The organism is Polaribacter staleyi, assembly GCF_038024045.1.
GTDB lineage: Bacteria > Bacteroidota > Bacteroidia > Flavobacteriales > Flavobacteriaceae > Polaribacter > Polaribacter butkevichii.
In genome coordinates this window covers 834,693-853,102 of record NZ_CP150665.1, presented here as the reverse complement: position 1 = coordinate 853,102, position 18,410 = coordinate 834,693, and the positions used below count along the sequence as shown (strand labels likewise).

The following is an 18,410-nucleotide window of genomic DNA, read 5'->3' as shown; positions in this document are numbered from 1 at the left end:
ATAGCGATCATTTAAACTCTATAATCTTTTTAAATTGCCACAAAACATTACATATGAAAGATACTATTGCACCAAGATTAATAAGACAAATATTTGTCTTATTACTTATTTTATTTATTTTTATTTTTAGGGAATTAATTCCGTATTTATCTGGTGTTTTAGGGGCTGTAACATTTTTTGTTCTATTAAGAAAAGTCATGATTTTTCTGGTAAAGAAAAAATGGAAACCAAATTTAGCCGCAGCTTTTTTAATCTTAGTTTCTTTTATAGGGATACTTTTGCCAATTTCAGGAATTTTACTAATGTTAGCAAATAAAGTTAGTGATGTAGTAGGAAATTCTGAAGAAGTTGTAACAGAATTTAAAACACAATTGACTTCTTTAGAAAGTAAAGTTGGGTATAGTTTTGCAGAAAGTATAGATGCAGCAAAAGTTTCTAGCTGGATTACAGATAGTTTACAAGGTTTTGTTGGTAGTACCTTTAATATAGTTATATCTGTAGGTTTAATGTATTTTTTGCTTTATTTTATGTTGATTAATGAAAACATAATAAGAAAATCTATATATAAATACGTACCAATAAACGAAGTTAATTTAAAAATTATTGGTTTAGAAGTGCAATCTATGGTGCGTTCTAATACCATAGGAATTCCGTTAGTAGCTGTTGCACAAGGTATAATTGCGTTAATAGGATTTCTAATTTTCGATATCAATAATCCTTTCTTTTGGTTTACCATTGTTACTGTAGGTTCTATGATTCCATTTATAGGAACCTTTGTTGGTATCTTACCTGTTTTTATTTTAACGCTAGCCTCAGGAGATAGTTTTGCCGCTTGGGGAATTTTAATTTACGGGATGGTTGTAGTTGGGTCTACAGATAATATTATAAGGCTATTGGTTTTAAAAAAGTTAGATGATGTTCATCCATTAATTACTTTAATTGGTGTTATTGTTGGTGTGCCTTTATTTGGGTTTATAGGATTGATTTTTGGACCGCTATTAATCAGTTTGTTTTTAGTAATTGTAAAAATTTATAGAAAAGAATTTGTTGAGAATGATATGCAATAAATTGTTTAATCATAAAAAAAGCGATGAATTTAATTCATCGCTTTTTTTTATGATTTATGAAAAAAATTAGCTTTTTCTTTGGCAAGCCAATAATGTGTTTTTTAATAACATTGCAATGGTCATTGGACCTACACCACCAGGAACTGGTGTTATAAAATCAGCTTTTTTAGCAACTTCATCAAAAGCAACATCACCAACTAATCTAAATCCACTTTTTTTGCTAGAATCAGCTAAACGCGTAATACCAACATCTATTACAGTAATATGATCTTTAACCATATCTGCTTTTAAAAACTCAGGAATTCCAATAGCTGCAACAATAATATCTGCTTGTAAAGTAATTTCTTTTAAGTTTTTTGTTCTACTGTGGCACATGGTAACAGTAGCATTACCAACCTTTCTTTTTTGAGATAACAAAATACTCATTGGGCTACCAACAATATGACTTCTACCTAAAACAACAACATGTTTTCCAGAAGTTTCAACATTGTATCTTTCTAATAATTCTAGTATTCCAAAAGGAGTGGCGGAGATAAAAGTAGGTAAATTTAAAGCCATTTTACCAACATTTGTTGGATGAAACCCGTCTACATCTTTATCAGGATTTACAGCCATTAATATTTTTTGCTCGTCAATATGTTTAGGCAGAGGTAGTTGTACAATAAAACCATCAATATCATTGTCGATATTTAAAATTTCAATTTCATTTAATAACTCTTCCTCTGTGGTTTCCTCAGGCAATCTAATTAAGGTAGATTCGAAACCAACACGTTCACAGGCTTTTACTTTTGCATTTACGTAGGTAACACTTGCTCCATCATGGCCAACAATAATTGCAGCTAAGTGAGGTGTTTTTAACCCTTTGTCCTTTAATTCTCTTACATCTAAAGCAATTTCTTCTTTAATGTCTGCAGATGTTTTTTTTCCGTCTAATAGAATCATTTCTTGTTGTTACTTAGTAATTATATTTATAAAAAAAGATAAACCCTCGTTTACCTTTTTTTATACCTTTTATTTCATGCCTTGCATCATTTGCATCATTTTTCGGCCACCACCACCTTGCATCATTTTCATCATTTTACTCATTTGATTAAATTGCTTCATTAGTTGGTTTACCTCGTTAACCGAAGTACCAGAACCTTTTGCAATTCTCTTTTTTCTACTAGCATTTATGGTTGATGGAGTGCTTCTTTCTTCTGGAGTCATAGAGTGTATAATAGCTTCAATTCCTTTAAAAGCATCGTCATCTATATCTACATCTTTCATTGCTTTTCCTGCTCCAGGAATCATACCTACTAAATCTTTCATGCTACCCATCTTTTTAATTTGTTGAATCTGACTTAAAAAGTCATCAAAACCAAATTGATTTTTAGCAATCTTCTTTTGTAATTTTCTAGCTTCTTCTTCGTCGTATTGGTCTTGCGCTCTTTCTACTAAAGAAACAACATCTCCCATCCCCAAAATTCTGTCTGCCATTCTATCTGGATGGAAAACATCAATTGCATCCATTTTTTCTCCAGTACCAATAAATTTAATTGGTTTATCAACCACAGATTTTATAGATAGGGCAGCTCCACCACGGGTATCTCCATCTAACTTTGTAAGAACAACTCCATCAAAATTTAAGATATCATTAAAGGCTTTTGCTGTATTTACTGCATCTTGCCCAGTCATAGAATCTACAACAAATAAGGTTTCTTGTGGGTTTACAGCTTTATGAATGTTAGAAATTTCATTCATCATTTCTGTATCTACAGCTAAACGACCAGCAGTATCAATAATAACTACATTTTTACCGTTTGCTTTTGCATGCTTTATAGCGTTTTGTGAAATTTCAACAGGATTATTGTTACCAACTTCTGCATAAACTTCTACACCAATTTGCTCTCCAACAACTTGTAATTGATTTATAGCGGCAGGTCTGTAAACATCACAACCAACTAATAGTACTTGTTTAGATTTTTTATCTTTAAGAAAGTTTGCTAATTTTCCTGAAAAAGTAGTTTTACCAGAACCTTGTAAACCAGACATTAAAATTACGGTTGGCGAACCACCTAAATTAACACCTACAGTTTCTCCACCCATTAATTCTGTTAGCTCATCTTTAACTAACTTTACCATTAATTGGCCTGGGTTTAACGTAGTTAATACGTCTTGACCTAAAGCTTTGGTTTGTACTCTTTTAGTGAAATCTTTGGCAATTTTAAAGTTAACATCGGCATCTAATAATGCTCTTCTAACTTCTTTTAGCGTTTCTGCTACATTAACCTCTGTAATTTTACCATGACCTTTTAAGGTGTGTAAGGCTTTATCTAATTTATCGCTTAAATTATTAAACATAATTGGTCTTCTTTTTTAGGAAGCACAAATATAAGAATTAGAGACGATTTGTTTACTTAATAGGAATAGTTTTTTACATTGTCTTTTTGTAAGCATCAACTTGTAACAAAATTGATGCGTTTTTTTTATTTTCTGTAGGATTAGCAGTCCATATAATAACTTTATTCTGTTATTTCAACGATTAAAGGATGACGTATAAGTTCGATCAATTATTTGTAAGTAGTACTTCTTTACTAATTGCAACTCTCAGTTAATCTCTACAAATAATTACATTTCCGATTTTTTTAACCTTACCTATATATTATTGCTTGCAAAGCACCTCTTCCAGATTGAGTTGTAGAAAAAGTCCTTGGGGATCCATCGGAATAAAGAATTTCTATACCTATGGTTAATGTTCCGTTAGTAGTAACCGTAAACATTTGGCTTAATGAAGCTGCTGCTACTTCATAAGTATTATCTCCCCCTGCAAGTAATGTTTCTATCATGGTGGGAGAGCCTACTAAACTAGGCGATGTTACATAAAAACGAACAACATCTCCCATATCATAATAAGTACCATCATTAAAATCTTCAGAGATTTGTACTCTAACATCTACAATGTCTCCCGTTTGCACGGCAATAGATGTTGTAGGCAGTACTGTGTTCATTTGAACCCATGATGATGTTGTAGTTGGATTGTAATAAGTGTTTGAGATGGCAGGAGTTGTTGTTACAGAGAATAAAGACTTACCTGAAGAAGAACTGGTATTATTTGATATTTGTTGCCAATTTGTGCCATCACTTTGCAACCATAGAGTAGTTGCACTATTTACTGTTACAATACCTGTAATGCCTTGCTCATTTACATAGCCAGAAATAGAAGTGGCATATGTATTTGGGTTTTTAATTACATAAACTCTACCCGAACATGTAGTTGCTGCTGGAAGCGTAATTGTATGATTACCTCCTAATATAACTGTGTGATGATCTTCCGTAAGTGTTAATGCGGTTGTAGTTGTTGTAATCGATTTTGAAACAGACCCATTTATTTGTAGGGTAGAGTTGGCAATGTTAGATCCTGTTTGAGGATCATCATAATCTAAATCTACAGGAACTTGGGCCGTATTTATATTTATACCAAACCTAGTTTTTGCACTTGCAGAACCATTGCTACCTTGTACTCTAAAAAACTCTTTATGAAACCCGCTATTTCTATAATCATATCTTTTAAAAATAATTGGCTCAGTGCCATCATCTCCGATAATAAATTCTAACCGTCCATCATTGGCAGGACCTGCAGAACCTATTTCAAAAAAATCGCTACCACCAGAACTTCCTTTTAATCTAAAACTACCATTTGTTGTGGTAAAAAACATTGGTTTGTAAAATGAAGCTCCTGCTGCTGCAAATTGAAGTGCAGCTACACTTCCGTTTCCTTTTAAATATACTAAAGGTTGGTTTAGGTCGTTGTAGTCTGTATAAGATTGATGTAATCCTAAAGTTTCTCTTCTCCCAAATTCTAACATGGATAAATTGTTAGAGCGTATTTGCATTTTTACATCATCCGTTGTTCCTAAAAAGTTAGTCGTTGTAGTGCTTGCATTACCAGTAATATTCCAGTTTGTTGCTATCTTTGGTTGCCATTCTGAGGCTGTAGTATTATAAGTTAATACTTGTCCGTCTATTGGTGCCGTAACAGATACCGGTATGTTTTGTATTTTTTCTACTTTGCTTGCGGCTAATGTTCCTGTAACATCGCCAGCTATGTTTAAAGCAGATAAATCTGTTTGTTTTGTTGTTTCTGCATCACTTTCTAAAGATAAATCTAAATTTTTACCATCAGCATTTAAAGCGTACACATCTATTTTTTGGTTGTCTGTATTTATAGAGGGGTTTACCCAATTAGTACCTGTTGCTGTAGAAGATAATATTTGACCATTTGTACCAGAATCTCCACTACTATCTTTGTATGCGCCAACAACACTTAAATTATAGTTAGCGTTTACTTGTTGGTCATCATCTATTCTTAACGCTTCTATACCTGCTGTAGTAAAAGCTAATATATCTGAGTCAGGTGTATACATACCTGTGTTTTTATCATTTGTAAATCTGTAGGAAGGTAGGCCTTCTGTACCATCAGAGTTATTTAAACCACTTGTTCTTGTAGATCCGCCAACGTTTAATTCGTTATTAATATCATTGGTAGCTCTGGGGCCAATAAATAGCCTTGTATTAGTGGCATCCCAAAATAATTGAGAATTATTTTCTGTTGGTTTGCCATCTGTACCTGCAAAGAAAACAGAACCAGGTGTACCTGTATGAGGTTGAGAAATGCTAGATAATGGAACGTCTAAACTTCCTTTAGTATCTGTAATTCTTAAATAATCGATACCAGAAACAGTAACAACACTAAAAGCTGTATTTGTTTCGTTTTCTGGGTCGTAATCTGCATCATTAATTGGTCTCCATACATTATCATCCCAAATTTTAATTTCGATAGGTGTAGCAGCAGTGTCAAACCAAACATCACCTTCTAAAGGTGTTGCAGGGGGAGCTCCGTATGTTACTCTATTGTTAATCGCCGTTTTTACAGTTCCTTTATTGTCTATCACCCTAACTTCTTGCGCATAACTTATGTGTGTAAAAAAAGTACAGAGAATAAAGAGAAAAAAAAGTAAGTGTCTTCTATTAAGCATTAATAATATATCTACTGTTTAATTAAGTGGGGGGATAATTTTTATTTTATTAAAAAGTGTTGGTCCTGTTTGAACCAACACTTTTTATATGTGAAAAAGAAATAATAATAATATTTTAAAATTACTATTTAATTAATATATCCATTGAACCTCAATCATGTCACCAATATAAGTAGACCAATCGTTTGGTGCAGCAGCAGATAGTTCTAAAGTAATAGTATCATCAGCGGTAAGGGAATAGTCTTGACCAGCTCTTAATTTAGCACCATTTCTGTACACTGAGATTTTACTTATTGCTGTTCCATTTGCTAAACCAGTAACAGTGATAGCAGTTTCAGCATTGGCAGTAATTGTGTATTCTACACGTCCAGTTGCAATTAAATCGGTAGCTAATAATTTTTGTGTTTCACCAGTAGCTTCATCTCTAATTAAAACAGTCCACCCAGTACCAGTACCGCCGTGAGATGATTGTGTTGCTGCTGTTGCCGCTGTTGCCGCTGTAGTTGCAGCACCTGCTGTTAAAGTAGGGCTAAGTAGTTTTATTCCATCTAAAGCAAAAGCTTTACCAGTAGCGTCAATATAAGTATTATCAGTTAAAGTACCTCCTAACTGCCATGTAGAAATAATACCTCCATCTGGCGTTGTATCAGTCAGTAAAGTTATACCATTTTTTACTTGTAAGAATTTTTTAGTACCCTTATTGTCTATTACTCTAATAGTTCCATTTAGTACAGAAGATTTACTTAAATCTTCTATTTTACCAATTGCTGTACTTCCATCGATTTGTGTTGCGTCACCTGAAGTTTGTTGTGCATTCATGGCAGTACCTACCATCATCATAAGGCCTAATACGCCTAATTTTAAGTAATTTGTTTTCATTGTTTTCATTGTTTTTAATTTTAAAAGTTATTAGTTGTTTTACTATTTGTTATTCTTAATTTAATTATTAGTCATTCAGTTTTTGTTGGTTTAGCTCATATAATTTATTTAAAGTTTGTTTTTTTTTGTAATTAATATAATTGTACAATTCTTATTTTATCGTCTTGATAGCATTGTGCTTCGGGTTCTAATTTTATAGTGGTATTGTTTACGGCAGTAAAATCGATACGAACTCCATTTCTATATACATCTATTTTATCTACACTAGTTATGGTTAATGGCGTTGTAAATTCTAATTGACCATCTACTGCGTAAACAACTACTTGCTTTTTTTGTGTAAATGAGGAAATAGATTTTTGTTTTAAAACCCCTGTGTTTTTATCTATTACCACTAATTTATCTTTGGTATTTGTACTTTCTTGTAACCCATCTATAGTTAAAGTATTTGTATCACTAGCCGTAATTACTGTTGGTTCTGTTAAAATACCACCTAATTTTATGGTATTTCCATCTGTGTAAAGTCCATTTAATGCATCCGTATTTTTGGAGGAAACCCAATTAGATCCATCAAAAACTTCTATGCAGCCACAAGTTTGATTCCAAACTTGATCACCTATTACTGGGTTTTTAAATTGTGTGTCTCTAATATTATTATTACTTACAACGATAAGCCCAAATTCATTTGTTGGATCAAAATCATCATTCACGGGTACCCAATTTGTACCATCCCATATCATTAAAGAAGGGTTTCCTTTAGTACCGTAATCAGTAAGCCAAATTAATTCTCCTAAGGTATAAGGTTGTGTTAAGCTTCCTAAAGAATTTACTATTTTTATATTTCCTGTACCGTTTCCATTGCCATTTGTTGGTTGAGGTATGTATAATATTTTTTGAGAGTCTAAAAAGATAAAACCTTGGTTGTTGTTAAGAATATTTAATTCTACATTTAAATACTTTAATTTTCCATCCCAATTAATATTACTAAAAGTATAATTAATAGGTGTTCCTTCACCAACAATTACAGAAACCATTCCGTTTTCGTCTGTAGTTATTGTATGTTCTTCTATATACTCTATACCTGCTTCATTTGTTATGGTAAAACGCAAGGTAACATCTTCTAAACCTAAGGGAATATTGTTTTCTGAAACATTAGTTCCTGGAATCTGAATTTCTTCCGTATTTAAAATTAAGGCCTGGTAATTAAAACCAGGTGTTTGACCTAACATTATTGAGCTAGAAGTCAAAAATAAAAAGAGCAGTATGTTATGTAAAAACTTCATTTTCTTTTTAGAATCTTCTTTTATTTAATCTGATAATATTAAAAAGTAACCCTATTGAGTATGCATTGGTATGTAAAGAATACTTTTCTTCAATATTACTGTCTTTATTACTATCTCTAAAACTATCTGCTACATTATAACTAATATATGTAGATATATTATCAGAAATAACGTACTCGGCACTTAAACCTCTATGATATCTAAGTAAAGTTCTATCAAAAGTATTGTCTGTGTATAAGTTTGCAGTATTGTTATTATATCTTCTGGTTCCTGTTGTAAGCAAATCGTAAGAAATATGTGTATGTATCTGTAACTTAAATCTAGATTGGTTTATAAGCGCAAAGTTTACTCCCGTTTTTATTGTAAAATAACTTAAATTATAGGTAGTTGGTACACTAATATTACCTGCATAAAAACCCGTGTTAATTTTATATTTGTTGAAACCAATTCCTAGAGATCCTTTAAATCTATCTTCATATAATTTGAATCTAAAACCAGTTTCTAAAAAAACTTGTTCAGATTTAGAATAATTTAAATCTAAAGTATTTTTGCCTAAATTGTTTTCATAATCTTTAAAATAGGCATTCTCTAAACCAGTCTCAATATAAACTTGTTGTGCACTCAACACATAACTTGATAAAAGAAATGTAAGAAAAAATAAAATATGTAACAAAAAGTTTTTAACCATATATTATTCTGTTTTTAGAATTTTTCGTGTAAACTTGTCTTTACCACTTTGTATACGTATTAAATATGTACCAATAGTATAATATTTCATTGGAATATGTATACTGTCTGTTGGGTTATAATTTTTAGAAAATAAAACTTTACCATTTGTATCATAAATAAATATATGAATGTTATGTTTTGTTTCTCTAGTAAAATTTATTTTTATGTGATCTATAAAAGGATTCGGTGAAATCACTAAATTTAGTGATTCATCAATAATTTCTAAATCAGAGTTATTGATTGTAAATATTTTAACATGATTTAAAAACCCTTGTTGTACAGTTGTTTTTCCTGTAGTTTTTTTACCAATTATACTAGATTGCCCTATACTTTGTTGAATTTCATAATTTTTTTTACTGTTAAAAACAGGATATACAGAAGTACTACCTACAGAAGTTATTGTAGATTTTAAAATAGTTGGGTTTGTTTTTTGAGCATATGTTACTCTCACCAACAAAAAAGATAGTAAAAAAAGTAATTTTTTAATCAAATAAAAATGCTTTTAATCTTAACTATATAGTTTTAATCGTATTAGATTCACTATAAAATGTTAAAATATTTAAAACGAAAGTAAACATTTTTTTTAAAAATACTATTATTTAAAGGTTATAAATTCTAATGCAGCGCCATTAATACAATGACGTTTTCCTGTAGTGTTTTTTGGTCCATCATCAAACGAATGACCTAAATGACCGCCACAAGTATTGCATTTTAATTCTGTTCTTGCATAGCCAATTTTATAGTCAACATCTAGTTCTACATTTTTTTTGATAGCTCTATCAAAAGAAGGCCAACCAGAACCAGAATCATATTTATATTTAGATTTATATAATGGAGTTTTACAAGCAGCACAAACATAAGTACCTTTCATTTTGTTGTTATTAAGAGCGCTAGAAAAAGCTCTTTCTGTACCCGCTTCTCGTAAAACATAATATTGTATCGGAGTTAAAAGTTTTTTCCATTCCACATCTGTTTTTTCAATAGTATATGTTTTTTTTTCTTTGGATGAGGTTTGTGCTTTGCTAGTACAGTTTATCAAAAAAAGAAGCGTTAGTAAAGAGAAAATATTTTTCATAAGTATGTATTGATTTTTATTTTGGACGAATGTTTTATCTAAAAATTACAAATATCACTTTCATAAGAAATTTATTTTTTTGATAAAGATAGAATATGTAGTTTTATAAATTGTAAAAAGAGACGCTGTAGTGACAATTTACAGATATATGTGTCTTATTAATTAGTGATGATAAAAAAATAAAATAGATGAAAAAAATAGTTGTTTTAGTTTTAACCGTTTTTCTTTTTGTAGAATGTAGTACGGTGCCAATTACAGGTAGAAGTCGTGTTAATTTTGTAAGTGATGCACAAGTGTTGCCGTCGAGTTTTGCACAATATAGTAGCTTTTTAAAAGAAAATAAATTATCTACAAATAGAGAGATGTCTAATGAGATTAAAAATGTAGGTAAAAATATTTCTGCAGCTGTAGATCGTTTTATGCGAGCAAATAATATGGTTGCCGAAGCAGATTCTTATAGATGGGAATTTAACTTGGTAGAAGATGAAACCGTAAATGCTTGGTGTATGCCAGGAGGTAAAGTTGTTTTTTATACAGGGATAATGCCTATTTGTGCAAATGAAGATGGAGTTGCAGCGGTTATGGGGCATGAAGTAGCGCATGCTTTTGCTAAACACGGACAAGAAAGAATGTCTCAAGGGCAATTACAACAACTAGGAGGAGTGGCTGTTGCTTTAGGTACTTCAGGAAAAAGTAGTGAATCGCAACAATTATGGAATACTGCCTTTGGTATTGGTTCTGGTTTAGGGATGTTAAAGTTTAGTAGAGTACATGAGCAAGAAGCAGATAGACTAGGTTTGGTTTTTATGATTATGGCTGGTTACGATGGTAGAGAAGCTGCAGAGGTTTGGGTTAGAATGAGCGAGAAATCTGGAGGAAGTTCTCAACCAGAAATGTTAAGTACGCATCCATCTAACGAATCTAGAATTCAAGATTTAAAAAATTATTTACCAACTGCAAAAAAATATGCAGCACAATATAATGCTAAGGTAAAGAATTAAATAAAAAAAATTAGAAAAGGAATAGATTTTCCTATATTGTAACCGTTCAAATATTTATTTGAACGGTTTTTTTATATAAAAAATATGCGATGTTAAAAATTGGAGATAAAAAATTAATTAATGCGTGGGCTTTTTACGATTGGGCAAATTCAGTGTATTCTTTAGTAATTAGTACCGCTGTTTTTCCTATTTATTACGCTGGTTTAACTGCCTCAGAAGGGTTTGCAAATGTTGATGGGAAAATCACTTTTTTGGGTACTTTATGGACGCCAACAACCTTGTATAATTATGCCTTGGCTTTTTCTTTTTTGGTAGTAGCTTGTATTTCGCCAATGCTTTCTGGTATGGCAGATTTTGCAGGGAATAAAAAGAAATTCTTAAAAGGATTTTGCCTTTTAGGTTCGTTATCTGTAATGTGTTTGTTCTTTTTTACAGGTAAAGAAACATTATGGGTTGGTATTGTTTTTACCATTTTAGCAAGTATTGGTTTTTGGGGAAGCATTGTTTTTTACAATGCATTTTTACCAGAAGTAGCGCATCCAGAACAACAAGATAATGTAAGTGCCAAAGGTTTTATGTTAGGCTATTCTGGGTCTATCTTATTACTACTTTTATGTTTGGTTTTAATAGAAACCGAAGTTTTTGGTTATTATGACAAACAATTTGGATCTCAATTATCATTTGTATTAGTAGGTTTGTGGTGGTTAGGTTTTGCACAAATAACGTACGCCAAATTACCTGATTCAGAAAAAACATCATTGCCAAAAGGAAATTATTTTATTAAAGGAATTCAAGAAATAAAGAAAGTTGCAAAAGAATTATTTGCTTATAGAGAGTTGAAATTGTTTTTAATTTCCTTTTTTTTATTAAGTATCGGTGTACAAACTATTATATTAATGGCAGGTATTTTCGGAACAATTTTAGGTTTAGAAACTTTAAATTTAATAGCTACAATTTTGTTAGTACAGTTTGTAGGTATATTTGGAGCATTTTTATTTTCGAGATTATCTAATAAAATAGGGAATATTAAAACCTTAAAAATAGCAATAGCTATTTGGGGATTGGTTTGTTTTATTGGTTTTAACTTAACAAAAGATACGCCAAATATAGAAATGTATTTTTATATTTTGGGTTCTTTAATAGGTTTGGTAATGGGAGCAATTCAGTCTTTAGCAAGATCTACGTACTCTAAATTATTGCCTAAAACAGAAGATCATGCTTCTTATTTTAGCTTTTTTGATGTGACTGAAAAAATAGCTCTCGTTATAGGTATGGTTACTTTTGGCGTATTAAATTCTATGATTTCTATACAAAGTAGTGTGTTGGCATTAGCTATTTTCTTTTTAGCTGCTTTTATTGTTTTAAGTAGTATAAAGAAAACAAAATATGTGCAATAAAAAAGAAGCTGTTTTAAAAATATAAAACTTGTCTTGCTGAACTTAAAATAAATTTAGGTTGACAAAATAATTACTTTTAAAACAGCCTCTATTGGTGCTCTCTTTTTATATTTTAAAATTAATTCCTAAAACAATATTTCTACCTTGATTTAAAATTCCGTCTGCTTTTAATCTAGATAAGTGATCTATATATTTTTTATCTAAAATATTATTAGCAGATAAGTTTGCAGAAAATTTAATATCATTTATAGTAATATCACCACCAAAACCAAAGTTTAATAGATTATAACTAGGGGTTTTTGTTTCAAACTGACTAACATTATTTTGAGAAAATGTACTCTTTAAAGTTAAAGAAGCATACCCTTGTTGTAGCCATTTTTTTACATCGAATTCAGTTCTTAATGTGTTTTTCCAAGAATTAGCAGGAATCAATGGTAAATAATTGCCATTATCTTGTTCTCCTATTACTGTTTCAAATGAACTTTCTAAATGCAACCAATCTAAGGGATGTGGGTGTAAATGAAAACCAAATTCACCACCATATAATTTTGCATCTTCTTGTAAATACTCAAAAACAGGTGCTTCATCTTCAATTTCTCCAGTAGGAGAAATGTAAATATAATCGTTTAATTGATTGTAAAAACCGTTTGCAAACAACTCAATATGTTCTGTTTTATATTCTAAAGAAAGATCGAATTGCGTGTTTTTTTCATTGGTTAAATTATTATTTCCTTTTTCAAATCTACCCGTTCCGTGATGCACTCCGTTAGAAGATAATTCTGCTAAATTAGGAGCTCTAAAACCAGAGGCAACATTAATTCTTGCTGTAAAATTATCTGTTATGGCTGTTTTAAAACCTAAAGAGGTGGTAAAACTGTTGTAAGATTTATCGATAGCTTCAAAAATATGAAGATCTCCTTCATGAGAAATTTCGTGTCTTTCGGTGTCTATATTTCTAGTATCGTAACGAACACCTGCTTGTAAACTATTTTTATTCCAAGAGTAATTTGCTGTTGTAAAAACACCAAAATCGTTTATGGTAGCATTAGGTATTAATAATTCTTCACCAAAATTAGTATTTGTTTGATGTAAGCCTTGTACACCAGAAAGAATTTCTACGTTCCCAATTTTAGGGAAATGATATTTTGCGTTATAGCTAAATGTTTTTAACTTCATTCTTAATGCAGCTTCTTCCCCTTCTTCTTCGTGATCTTCATCATGTTCATCTTCGTCATGGTCTACTTCACCTTCATCATGGTCGTGATGTTCTTCAAATTCTTGACGGTCATTAAAAGTATAACCTAAATCTAAATCTAATTTAGAATCTCCAATAAAAAAATGATTGTGCGAGCTTAATATATGATTGTCGATAACTTGGTAAGGTTCTAAAAGTGATTTACTGGTAGATTGTTCGCCAATTCCTTCTTCTGGTAAACCAAGATTAGATCTGTTAAAATTATAACGAATTTCTGATGTAAAACTGTTTTTAGAATAGGCAACTCCTGTTTTAAAATCTCTCTCATTAAAGCGAGTGTTTGTAACTCTCTCTTCGGTTGGTATTTTATAATCCGAATGATTTACATAAGTTCCTCTTGCTAAAAATTTCCAATTTTCTTTAGATAGTTTTGCTCCAATAGAAGTGTTTGTTCCTAAAGTATTGCCAAAATAACGATGACTAAAATTAATTTCTTGATCATTATCTGATGCAAATTTTTCAGGATTCAAATATAAAACTCCTCCCAATGCATCAGAACCGTAGAGTAGAGATGCAGGGCCTTTAATTACTTCTACACTACTAATACCAGCATCGTTAATACCCAAACCATGTTCGCCTCCAAATTGCTGGTTTTCTAGCCTAATGCCTTGTGTGTAGACTAAAACTCTATTACCGCTTAACCCTCTAATTACAGGTTTACCTATAGATGCACCTGTAGAAATTTGAGAAACTCCAGCAATATTTGTAATTCCTTCGGCAAGTGTTGTGGCTCCTGTTTTTTGAATGGCTTTGGCAGACAACCTTTCTATTTTCATTACATTTTCTGATTGTAATTTATTAAAAGGAGCAGAAATTATTACTTCATCCATTTTAAAAGCAGTTTCTTTTAATTGAATATTTAACACAATGTTTTCTGAGCTAAAATCAATAATTTTTGAAACTGTTCTATATCCTAAATAACTAAAATTAATTTTTATTTTCCTTTTAGGAATGTTTTTAAGGATAAAGGTTCCGTCTTCTTTAGATGTAGTTCCTCTATGTAATTCTGGGGTGTTAATTTGTACGTCTGCTAAAGGATTATTAAGCATGTCTGTAATTTTTCCTGAAACGCTATTTTGAGCATTCACAGAAAATACAGCTACTAAAAGTAGCCATTTTATAAATGTTTTCATGAAGTATTATTTTACTAATTTAAAAATATGTGATGTCATTTAAAATGACAATTCGGCTTTAAACAGTAAAATAGGGTGGTCCTCTAGAAGTTCTTATAGATTGGCAAACCTCTTTAATTCTTTGAGGTTTATCAATAAAAATGGAAGTATAAAAATGAGGTGGAATTACATCTAAATTAGATGCAAAATCCATTGAGAAAATCGTTAAATGTTTGTGGAATTCAGCACAATTTAAATGTTGCTTATGTATGTGATGTTCACTAACAGAAGTACACACAGAGTGTTCATGATTGCCTAAATTATGAATAATTTCTATAGATGTTGGTAACATCAATAGTAAGAGAAAAAAAACGCTAAGTAGTTTTTTGAACAAAAGTTTTATTTTTTTCTAATTTTTAAATTCAGCATTTCTACGCCTAAAGAAAATGCGATCGCAAAGTACAAATATCCTTTAGGAATAGCCCCAACAGTTTTGTTAAAAATTTCTGTATTTGATAAATGAGCACTTTCTGTAATTAACATAAATCCTATCAAAATTAAAAAAGACAATGCTAACATTTGAATAGTTGGGTTATTGTTTACAAAATTACTAATCGGCTTCGAAAAAATCATCATAATTATAATAGAAACTATTACGGCAATAATCATTATAATTAAAGCGCCATCTATTCCGTTAGTCATACCAACTGCTGTTAAAATACTATCAAAAGAAAAAACAATATCAATAAGTATTATTTGAATAATAACATTTGTTAATGATATAACCTTTGGAGATTTTAACACTTCGTTTTCATTAGTATGTTCTACTTTTTCACGGATTTCTTTAGTGCTTTTATAGAGTAAAAAAAGTCCGCCTAAAAATAAAATGATACTTTGGCCTGTTAATCCTGTTTTAAACCAACCGATATTAATTTCTAAAAAAGGTGTTTTAAATGCAATTAAATAAGAAACACTAATTAATAGTACTATTCTAGTAATCATTGCTAAAGCTAATCCTAAGAGAGTACCCTTTCTTACTTGATGTTTTGGGAGTTTATTGGCAGATATTGATATAAATATAATATTGTCTATTCCTAAAATAATTTCTAGAAAAGTAAGGGTAATTAATGCTACCCAAGCGTCTATGTGTAGAAAAATTTCCACTTTATTTTACTTTATATACGGTACCGTCTTGTTTAAATTTGCTAAAACCAATTTTAGCAGTAAAACTATAAGAGGTGTCTGTAACTTTAGTTATTTGCACGTAAATAGGATCTTTGTCTAATTCCTTTTTAGGTGATTTCATTTTTAAGGAATAAAAGAAATTATTTTTCCATTTGATGTAGAGCGTATCAATATGTTTAATTCTTTTTTCACTGGTAGTAGAATCATTAGAAATACTTACAATTTTTTCGTATTCTTCTATTTGTAGGCTATCTTTTCTAATAATGGTTGTTTTACTATAACCTTCTCCTGCAGGAATTTCGAAGACTCCTTTTTTAAAACGATCAGAATTGTCTTTCATTTCTGATTTGCAAGAAGTAAGAAATAATAGTAAAGAGAAAAGCGCAAAGAATATAAGCTTTCCTTTATTTAAATTAAAAACAGAAACTTCTATATTCTTTACGCTCATAATATTACTTCTTAAAAATTTATATTCCTGTATAATTAGCAGGTGTAATAGCCTTTAATTCTTCTTTAATTTCTGATGAAACCTCTAAAGTATCAATAAAATCTGCAATAGATTTTTGGTTGATTTTAGCATTTGTTCTGGTTAATCCTTTTAAGGCTTCATAAGGATTAGGGTAAGCTTCACGTCTTAAAATAGTCTGAATTGCTTCTGCAACAACAGCCCAATTATTTTCTAAATCATCTTCAAACTTTTGTTTGTTTAACAATAATTTATTCAATCCTTTTAAGGTAGATGTAAAAGCAATAATTGTATGTCCAAAAGGTACACCAACATTACGTAAAACAGTACTATCTGTTAAATCGCGCTGTAAACGAGACACAGGTAATTTAGCAGAAAGGTGTTCGAAAATAGCATTTGCCAATCCTAAATTTCCTTCAGAATTTTCAAAATCAATAGGGTTTACTTTATGTGGCATAGCAGAAGAACCAACTTCACCAGCTTTAATTTTTTGTTTAAAGTATTCCATAGAAACGTAGGTCCAGAAATCTCTATCTAAATCTAGTACAATGGTATTAATACGTTTTAAAGTATCAAACAAAGCCGCTAAATGATCGTAATGTTCTATTTGTGTTGTTGGAAAAGAGTGGTATAAACCTAACTTTTCTTTAACAAAAGTACTTCCAAATTCTTTCCAATCAATAGTAGGATAAGCAACTTTATGTGCATTGTAATTACCAGTTGCACCACCAAATTTAGCAGCACTTGGTATATCATTTAATAAATTGAATTGTTCTTTTAAACGAACTACATATACTTCTATTTCTTTCCCTAACCTTGTAGGTGATGCAGGCTGACCATGTGTTCTTGCTAGCATAGAAACATCTTGCCACTCAATAACTAATTCTTGTAACTTTTCTAAAAGTTCAAAATATTGAGGCACATAAACATCATTCATTGCTTCTTTAATAGAAAGCGGTACCGCAGTGTTATTAATGTCTTGAGAAGTCAATCCGAAATGGATAAATTCTTTATGAGCTTGTAAGCCTAACGCATCAAATTTTTCTTTGATAAAGTATTCAACAGCTTTTACATCATGATTTGTAATGCTTTCTATATCTTTAATTTTTTGAGCATCTTCTGCAGTAAAATCGATATAAATTTTACGTAAATCGTCAAATAAATCGTTGTTAAAGTCTGCTAATTGTGGTAAAGGAATTTCACACAAAGCAATAAAATATTCTATTTCTACACGAACTCTGTATTTTATTAAAGCTTCTTCAGAAAAATAGTCTGCTAATTTTGATATTTTACCTCTATAACGTCCATCAATAGGTGAGATGGCATTTAATTTTGTTAAGTTCATCTTTTAGTTATGTTGTTAAATGCAAAAATAGGCAAATAAACAGATTTATAAAGTCGATTTTTGATGTTTTTCTATCATTTCTAAAATGTATTTTCCACGTGCTTTACAACCTTTGCTTTCGTGCATAATTTTAGAGGTTATTAAGTGTTTTAATTCTGGATGAATCCACTCTTTTTCTAATCCAAAGAAATATAAAAAAGTCATTGTATAGGCTCTAACGGCAATTTTTTGAGGCGTAATTAACCAATCGAAACCTGTTTCTACAATCGCATCTATCTGTTGGTTTGTCAGTTTTTTTTTGATGTCATTTTCATCTTTAGCATAATACGCAGTAGCCAAATGTTCAGATATTTTAGCACATGGTCTAATAGCGCTATCAAATTTTACATTTTTAATTTCTGATGTAAATACATCTAAATGAGGTAAAATCCATTCTAAATGATGGTGTGTGCAAATCCACTCTAAAATCCAAGCCGCTTTTATAGAAACTTTATTTTCAACATCAAAAGTAATAACAATCAATTCCTTAAATAATTTCTGATTTTCTAATACAATATTTGCCACTCTTTGTCGGTTTTCCCTTTTAGGGTTTTCCATATTATGG

Annotated in this window: 17 protein-coding genes; 3 read left to right on the top strand and 14 right to left on the bottom strand. The window is 30.7% G+C overall.

Going from position 1 to position 18,410, the window contains the following annotated elements; genetic code table 11:
* The first annotated feature begins 53 nt into the window (after nt 1–53).
* Nucleotides 54–1,067, top strand: a complete 1,014-nt coding sequence (locus tag WHD07_RS03545) for an AI-2E family transporter (protein WP_343330085.1) — start codon at nt 54–56, stop codon at nt 1,065–1,067.
* Nucleotides 1,068–1,133: 66 nt separating this feature from the next.
* On the opposite strand, the gene folD is transcribed toward WHD07_RS03545, so the two are convergent.
* From folD to msrB, 8 genes are all read right to left on the bottom strand, one after another.
* Nucleotides 1,134–2,009 carry a bifunctional methylenetetrahydrofolate dehydrogenase/methenyltetrahydrofolate cyclohydrolase FolD gene (folD, locus tag WHD07_RS03540; protein WP_343330084.1) on the bottom strand — a complete coding sequence of 292 codons (876 nt, stop codon included), beginning with the start codon at nt 2,007–2,009 and terminating at the stop codon, nt 1,134–1,136.
* Nucleotides 2,010–2,078: 69 nt separating this feature from the next.
* A complete protein-coding gene (gene ffh, locus WHD07_RS03535; RefSeq protein WP_105048951.1) occupies nt 2,079–3,407 on the bottom strand; it encodes a signal recognition particle protein in 1,329 nt (442 codons plus the stop codon).
* A gap of 290 nt (nt 3,408–3,697) precedes the next feature.
* Complete coding sequence (locus WHD07_RS03530; protein WP_343330083.1) at nt 3,698–5,998, bottom strand: hypothetical protein; 2,301 nt, start codon at nt 5,996–5,998, stop codon at nt 3,698–3,700.
* 216 nt (nt 5,999–6,214) lie between these two features.
* Nucleotides 6,215–6,970: a hypothetical protein gene (locus WHD07_RS03525; protein WP_343330082.1), complete on the bottom strand. Its 756-nt coding sequence runs from the start codon at nt 6,968–6,970 to the stop codon at nt 6,215–6,217.
* Nucleotides 6,971–7,092: 122 nt separating this feature from the next.
* Nucleotides 7,093–8,241, bottom strand: coding sequence for a hypothetical protein (locus WHD07_RS03520; protein ID WP_343330081.1), 1,149 nt, complete (start codon nt 8,239–8,241; stop codon nt 7,093–7,095).
* Nucleotides 8,242–8,248: 7 nt separating this feature from the next.
* On the bottom strand, nt 8,249–8,866 hold the full coding sequence (locus WHD07_RS03515) for a hypothetical protein (protein WP_343330080.1): 618 nt from the start codon (nt 8,864–8,866) through the stop codon (nt 8,249–8,251).
* 66 nt (nt 8,867–8,932) lie between these two features.
* Complete coding sequence (locus WHD07_RS03510) at nt 8,933–9,460, bottom strand: T9SS type A sorting domain-containing protein (RefSeq protein ID WP_343330079.1); 528 nt, start codon at nt 9,458–9,460, stop codon at nt 8,933–8,935.
* A 105-nt stretch (nt 9,461–9,565) separates the two neighbouring features.
* Nucleotides 9,566–10,045 (bottom strand): peptide-methionine (R)-S-oxide reductase MsrB, encoded by a 480-nt coding sequence (gene msrB / locus WHD07_RS03505; protein ID WP_343330078.1) that lies wholly within the window; start codon nt 10,043–10,045, stop codon nt 9,566–9,568.
* Between the two features lie 188 nt (nt 10,046–10,233).
* Between msrB and WHD07_RS03500 the strand changes: the two genes are divergently transcribed.
* A complete protein-coding gene (locus tag WHD07_RS03500; protein WP_105048943.1) occupies nt 10,234–11,046 on the top strand; it encodes a M48 family metallopeptidase in 813 nt (270 codons plus the stop codon).
* 89 nt (nt 11,047–11,135) lie between these two features.
* Nucleotides 11,136–12,443 carry an MFS transporter gene (locus tag WHD07_RS03495; protein ID WP_343330077.1) on the top strand — a complete coding sequence of 436 codons (1,308 nt, stop codon included), beginning with the start codon at nt 11,136–11,138 and terminating at the stop codon, nt 12,441–12,443.
* Nucleotides 12,444–12,548: 105 nt separating this feature from the next.
* Here the strand turns inward: WHD07_RS03495 and WHD07_RS03490 are convergent, their stop codons facing one another.
* From WHD07_RS03490 to WHD07_RS03465, 6 genes are all read right to left on the bottom strand, one after another.
* Entirely contained in the window at nt 12,549–14,831 is a 2,283-nt protein-coding gene (locus tag WHD07_RS03490) for a TonB-dependent receptor (protein WP_343330076.1), read from the bottom strand.
* Nucleotides 14,832–14,889: 58 nt separating this feature from the next.
* A complete protein-coding gene (locus WHD07_RS03485; RefSeq protein ID WP_343330075.1) occupies nt 14,890–15,024 on the bottom strand; it encodes a hypothetical protein in 135 nt (44 codons plus the stop codon).
* A 185-nt stretch (nt 15,025–15,209) separates the two neighbouring features.
* Nucleotides 15,210–15,974 carry a TerC family protein gene (locus WHD07_RS03480; RefSeq protein ID WP_343330074.1) on the bottom strand — a complete coding sequence of 255 codons (765 nt, stop codon included), beginning with the start codon at nt 15,972–15,974 and terminating at the stop codon, nt 15,210–15,212.
* A 1-nt stretch (nt 15,975) separates the two neighbouring features.
* Nucleotides 15,976–16,443, bottom strand: a complete 468-nt coding sequence (locus tag WHD07_RS03475) for a hypothetical protein (RefSeq protein ID WP_343330073.1) — start codon at nt 16,441–16,443, stop codon at nt 15,976–15,978.
* A gap of 19 nt (nt 16,444–16,462) precedes the next feature.
* The gene (purB, locus tag WHD07_RS03470; RefSeq protein ID WP_343330072.1) at nt 16,463–17,806 is read right to left on the bottom strand and encodes an adenylosuccinate lyase; all 1,344 of its coding nucleotides are present in this window, start codon (nt 17,804–17,806) and stop codon (nt 16,463–16,465) included.
* Between the two features lie 45 nt (nt 17,807–17,851).
* Nucleotides 17,852–18,403, bottom strand: a complete 552-nt coding sequence (locus WHD07_RS03465; RefSeq protein WP_343330071.1) for an adenylosuccinate lyase — start codon at nt 18,401–18,403, stop codon at nt 17,852–17,854.
* Nucleotides 18,404–18,410: the final 7 nt, after the last annotated feature.

Excerpts from the sequence above, each read along its gene's own strand:
- purB (WP_343330072.1), bottom strand. The coding sequence starts at position 17,806 with ATGAACTTAACAAAATTAAATGCCATCTCACCTATTGATGGACGTTAT.
- ffh (WP_105048951.1), bottom strand. The coding sequence starts at position 3,407 with ATGTTTAATAATTTAAGCGATAAATTAGATAAAGCCTTACACACCTTA.
- WHD07_RS03500 (WP_105048943.1), top strand. The coding sequence starts at position 10,234 with ATGAAAAAAATAGTTGTTTTAGTTTTAACCGTTTTTCTTTTTGTAGAA.
- WHD07_RS03490 (WP_343330076.1), bottom strand. The coding sequence starts at position 14,831 with ATGAAAACATTTATAAAATGGCTACTTTTAGTAGCTGTATTTTCTGTG.
- WHD07_RS03495 (WP_343330077.1), top strand. The coding sequence starts at position 11,136 with ATGTTAAAAATTGGAGATAAAAAATTAATTAATGCGTGGGCTTTTTAC.
- WHD07_RS03485 (WP_343330075.1), bottom strand. The coding sequence starts at position 15,024 with ATGGATTTTGCATCTAATTTAGATGTAATTCCACCTCATTTTTATACT.
- WHD07_RS03475 (WP_343330073.1), bottom strand. The coding sequence starts at position 16,443 with ATGAGCGTAAAGAATATAGAAGTTTCTGTTTTTAATTTAAATAAAGGA.
- WHD07_RS03545 (WP_343330085.1), top strand. The coding sequence starts at position 54 with ATGAAAGATACTATTGCACCAAGATTAATAAGACAAATATTTGTCTTA.
- msrB (WP_343330078.1), bottom strand. The coding sequence starts at position 10,045 with ATGAAAAATATTTTCTCTTTACTAACGCTTCTTTTTTTGATAAACTGT.
- WHD07_RS03525 (WP_343330082.1), bottom strand. The coding sequence starts at position 6,970 with ATGAAAACAATGAAAACAAATTACTTAAAATTAGGCGTATTAGGCCTT.
- WHD07_RS03520 (WP_343330081.1), bottom strand. The coding sequence starts at position 8,241 with ATGAAGTTTTTACATAACATACTGCTCTTTTTATTTTTGACTTCTAGC.
- WHD07_RS03465 (WP_343330071.1), bottom strand. The coding sequence starts at position 18,403 with ATGGAAAACCCTAAAAGGGAAAACCGACAAAGAGTGGCAAATATTGTA.
- folD (WP_343330084.1), bottom strand. The coding sequence starts at position 2,009 with ATGATTCTATTAGACGGAAAAAAAACATCTGCAGACATTAAAGAAGAA.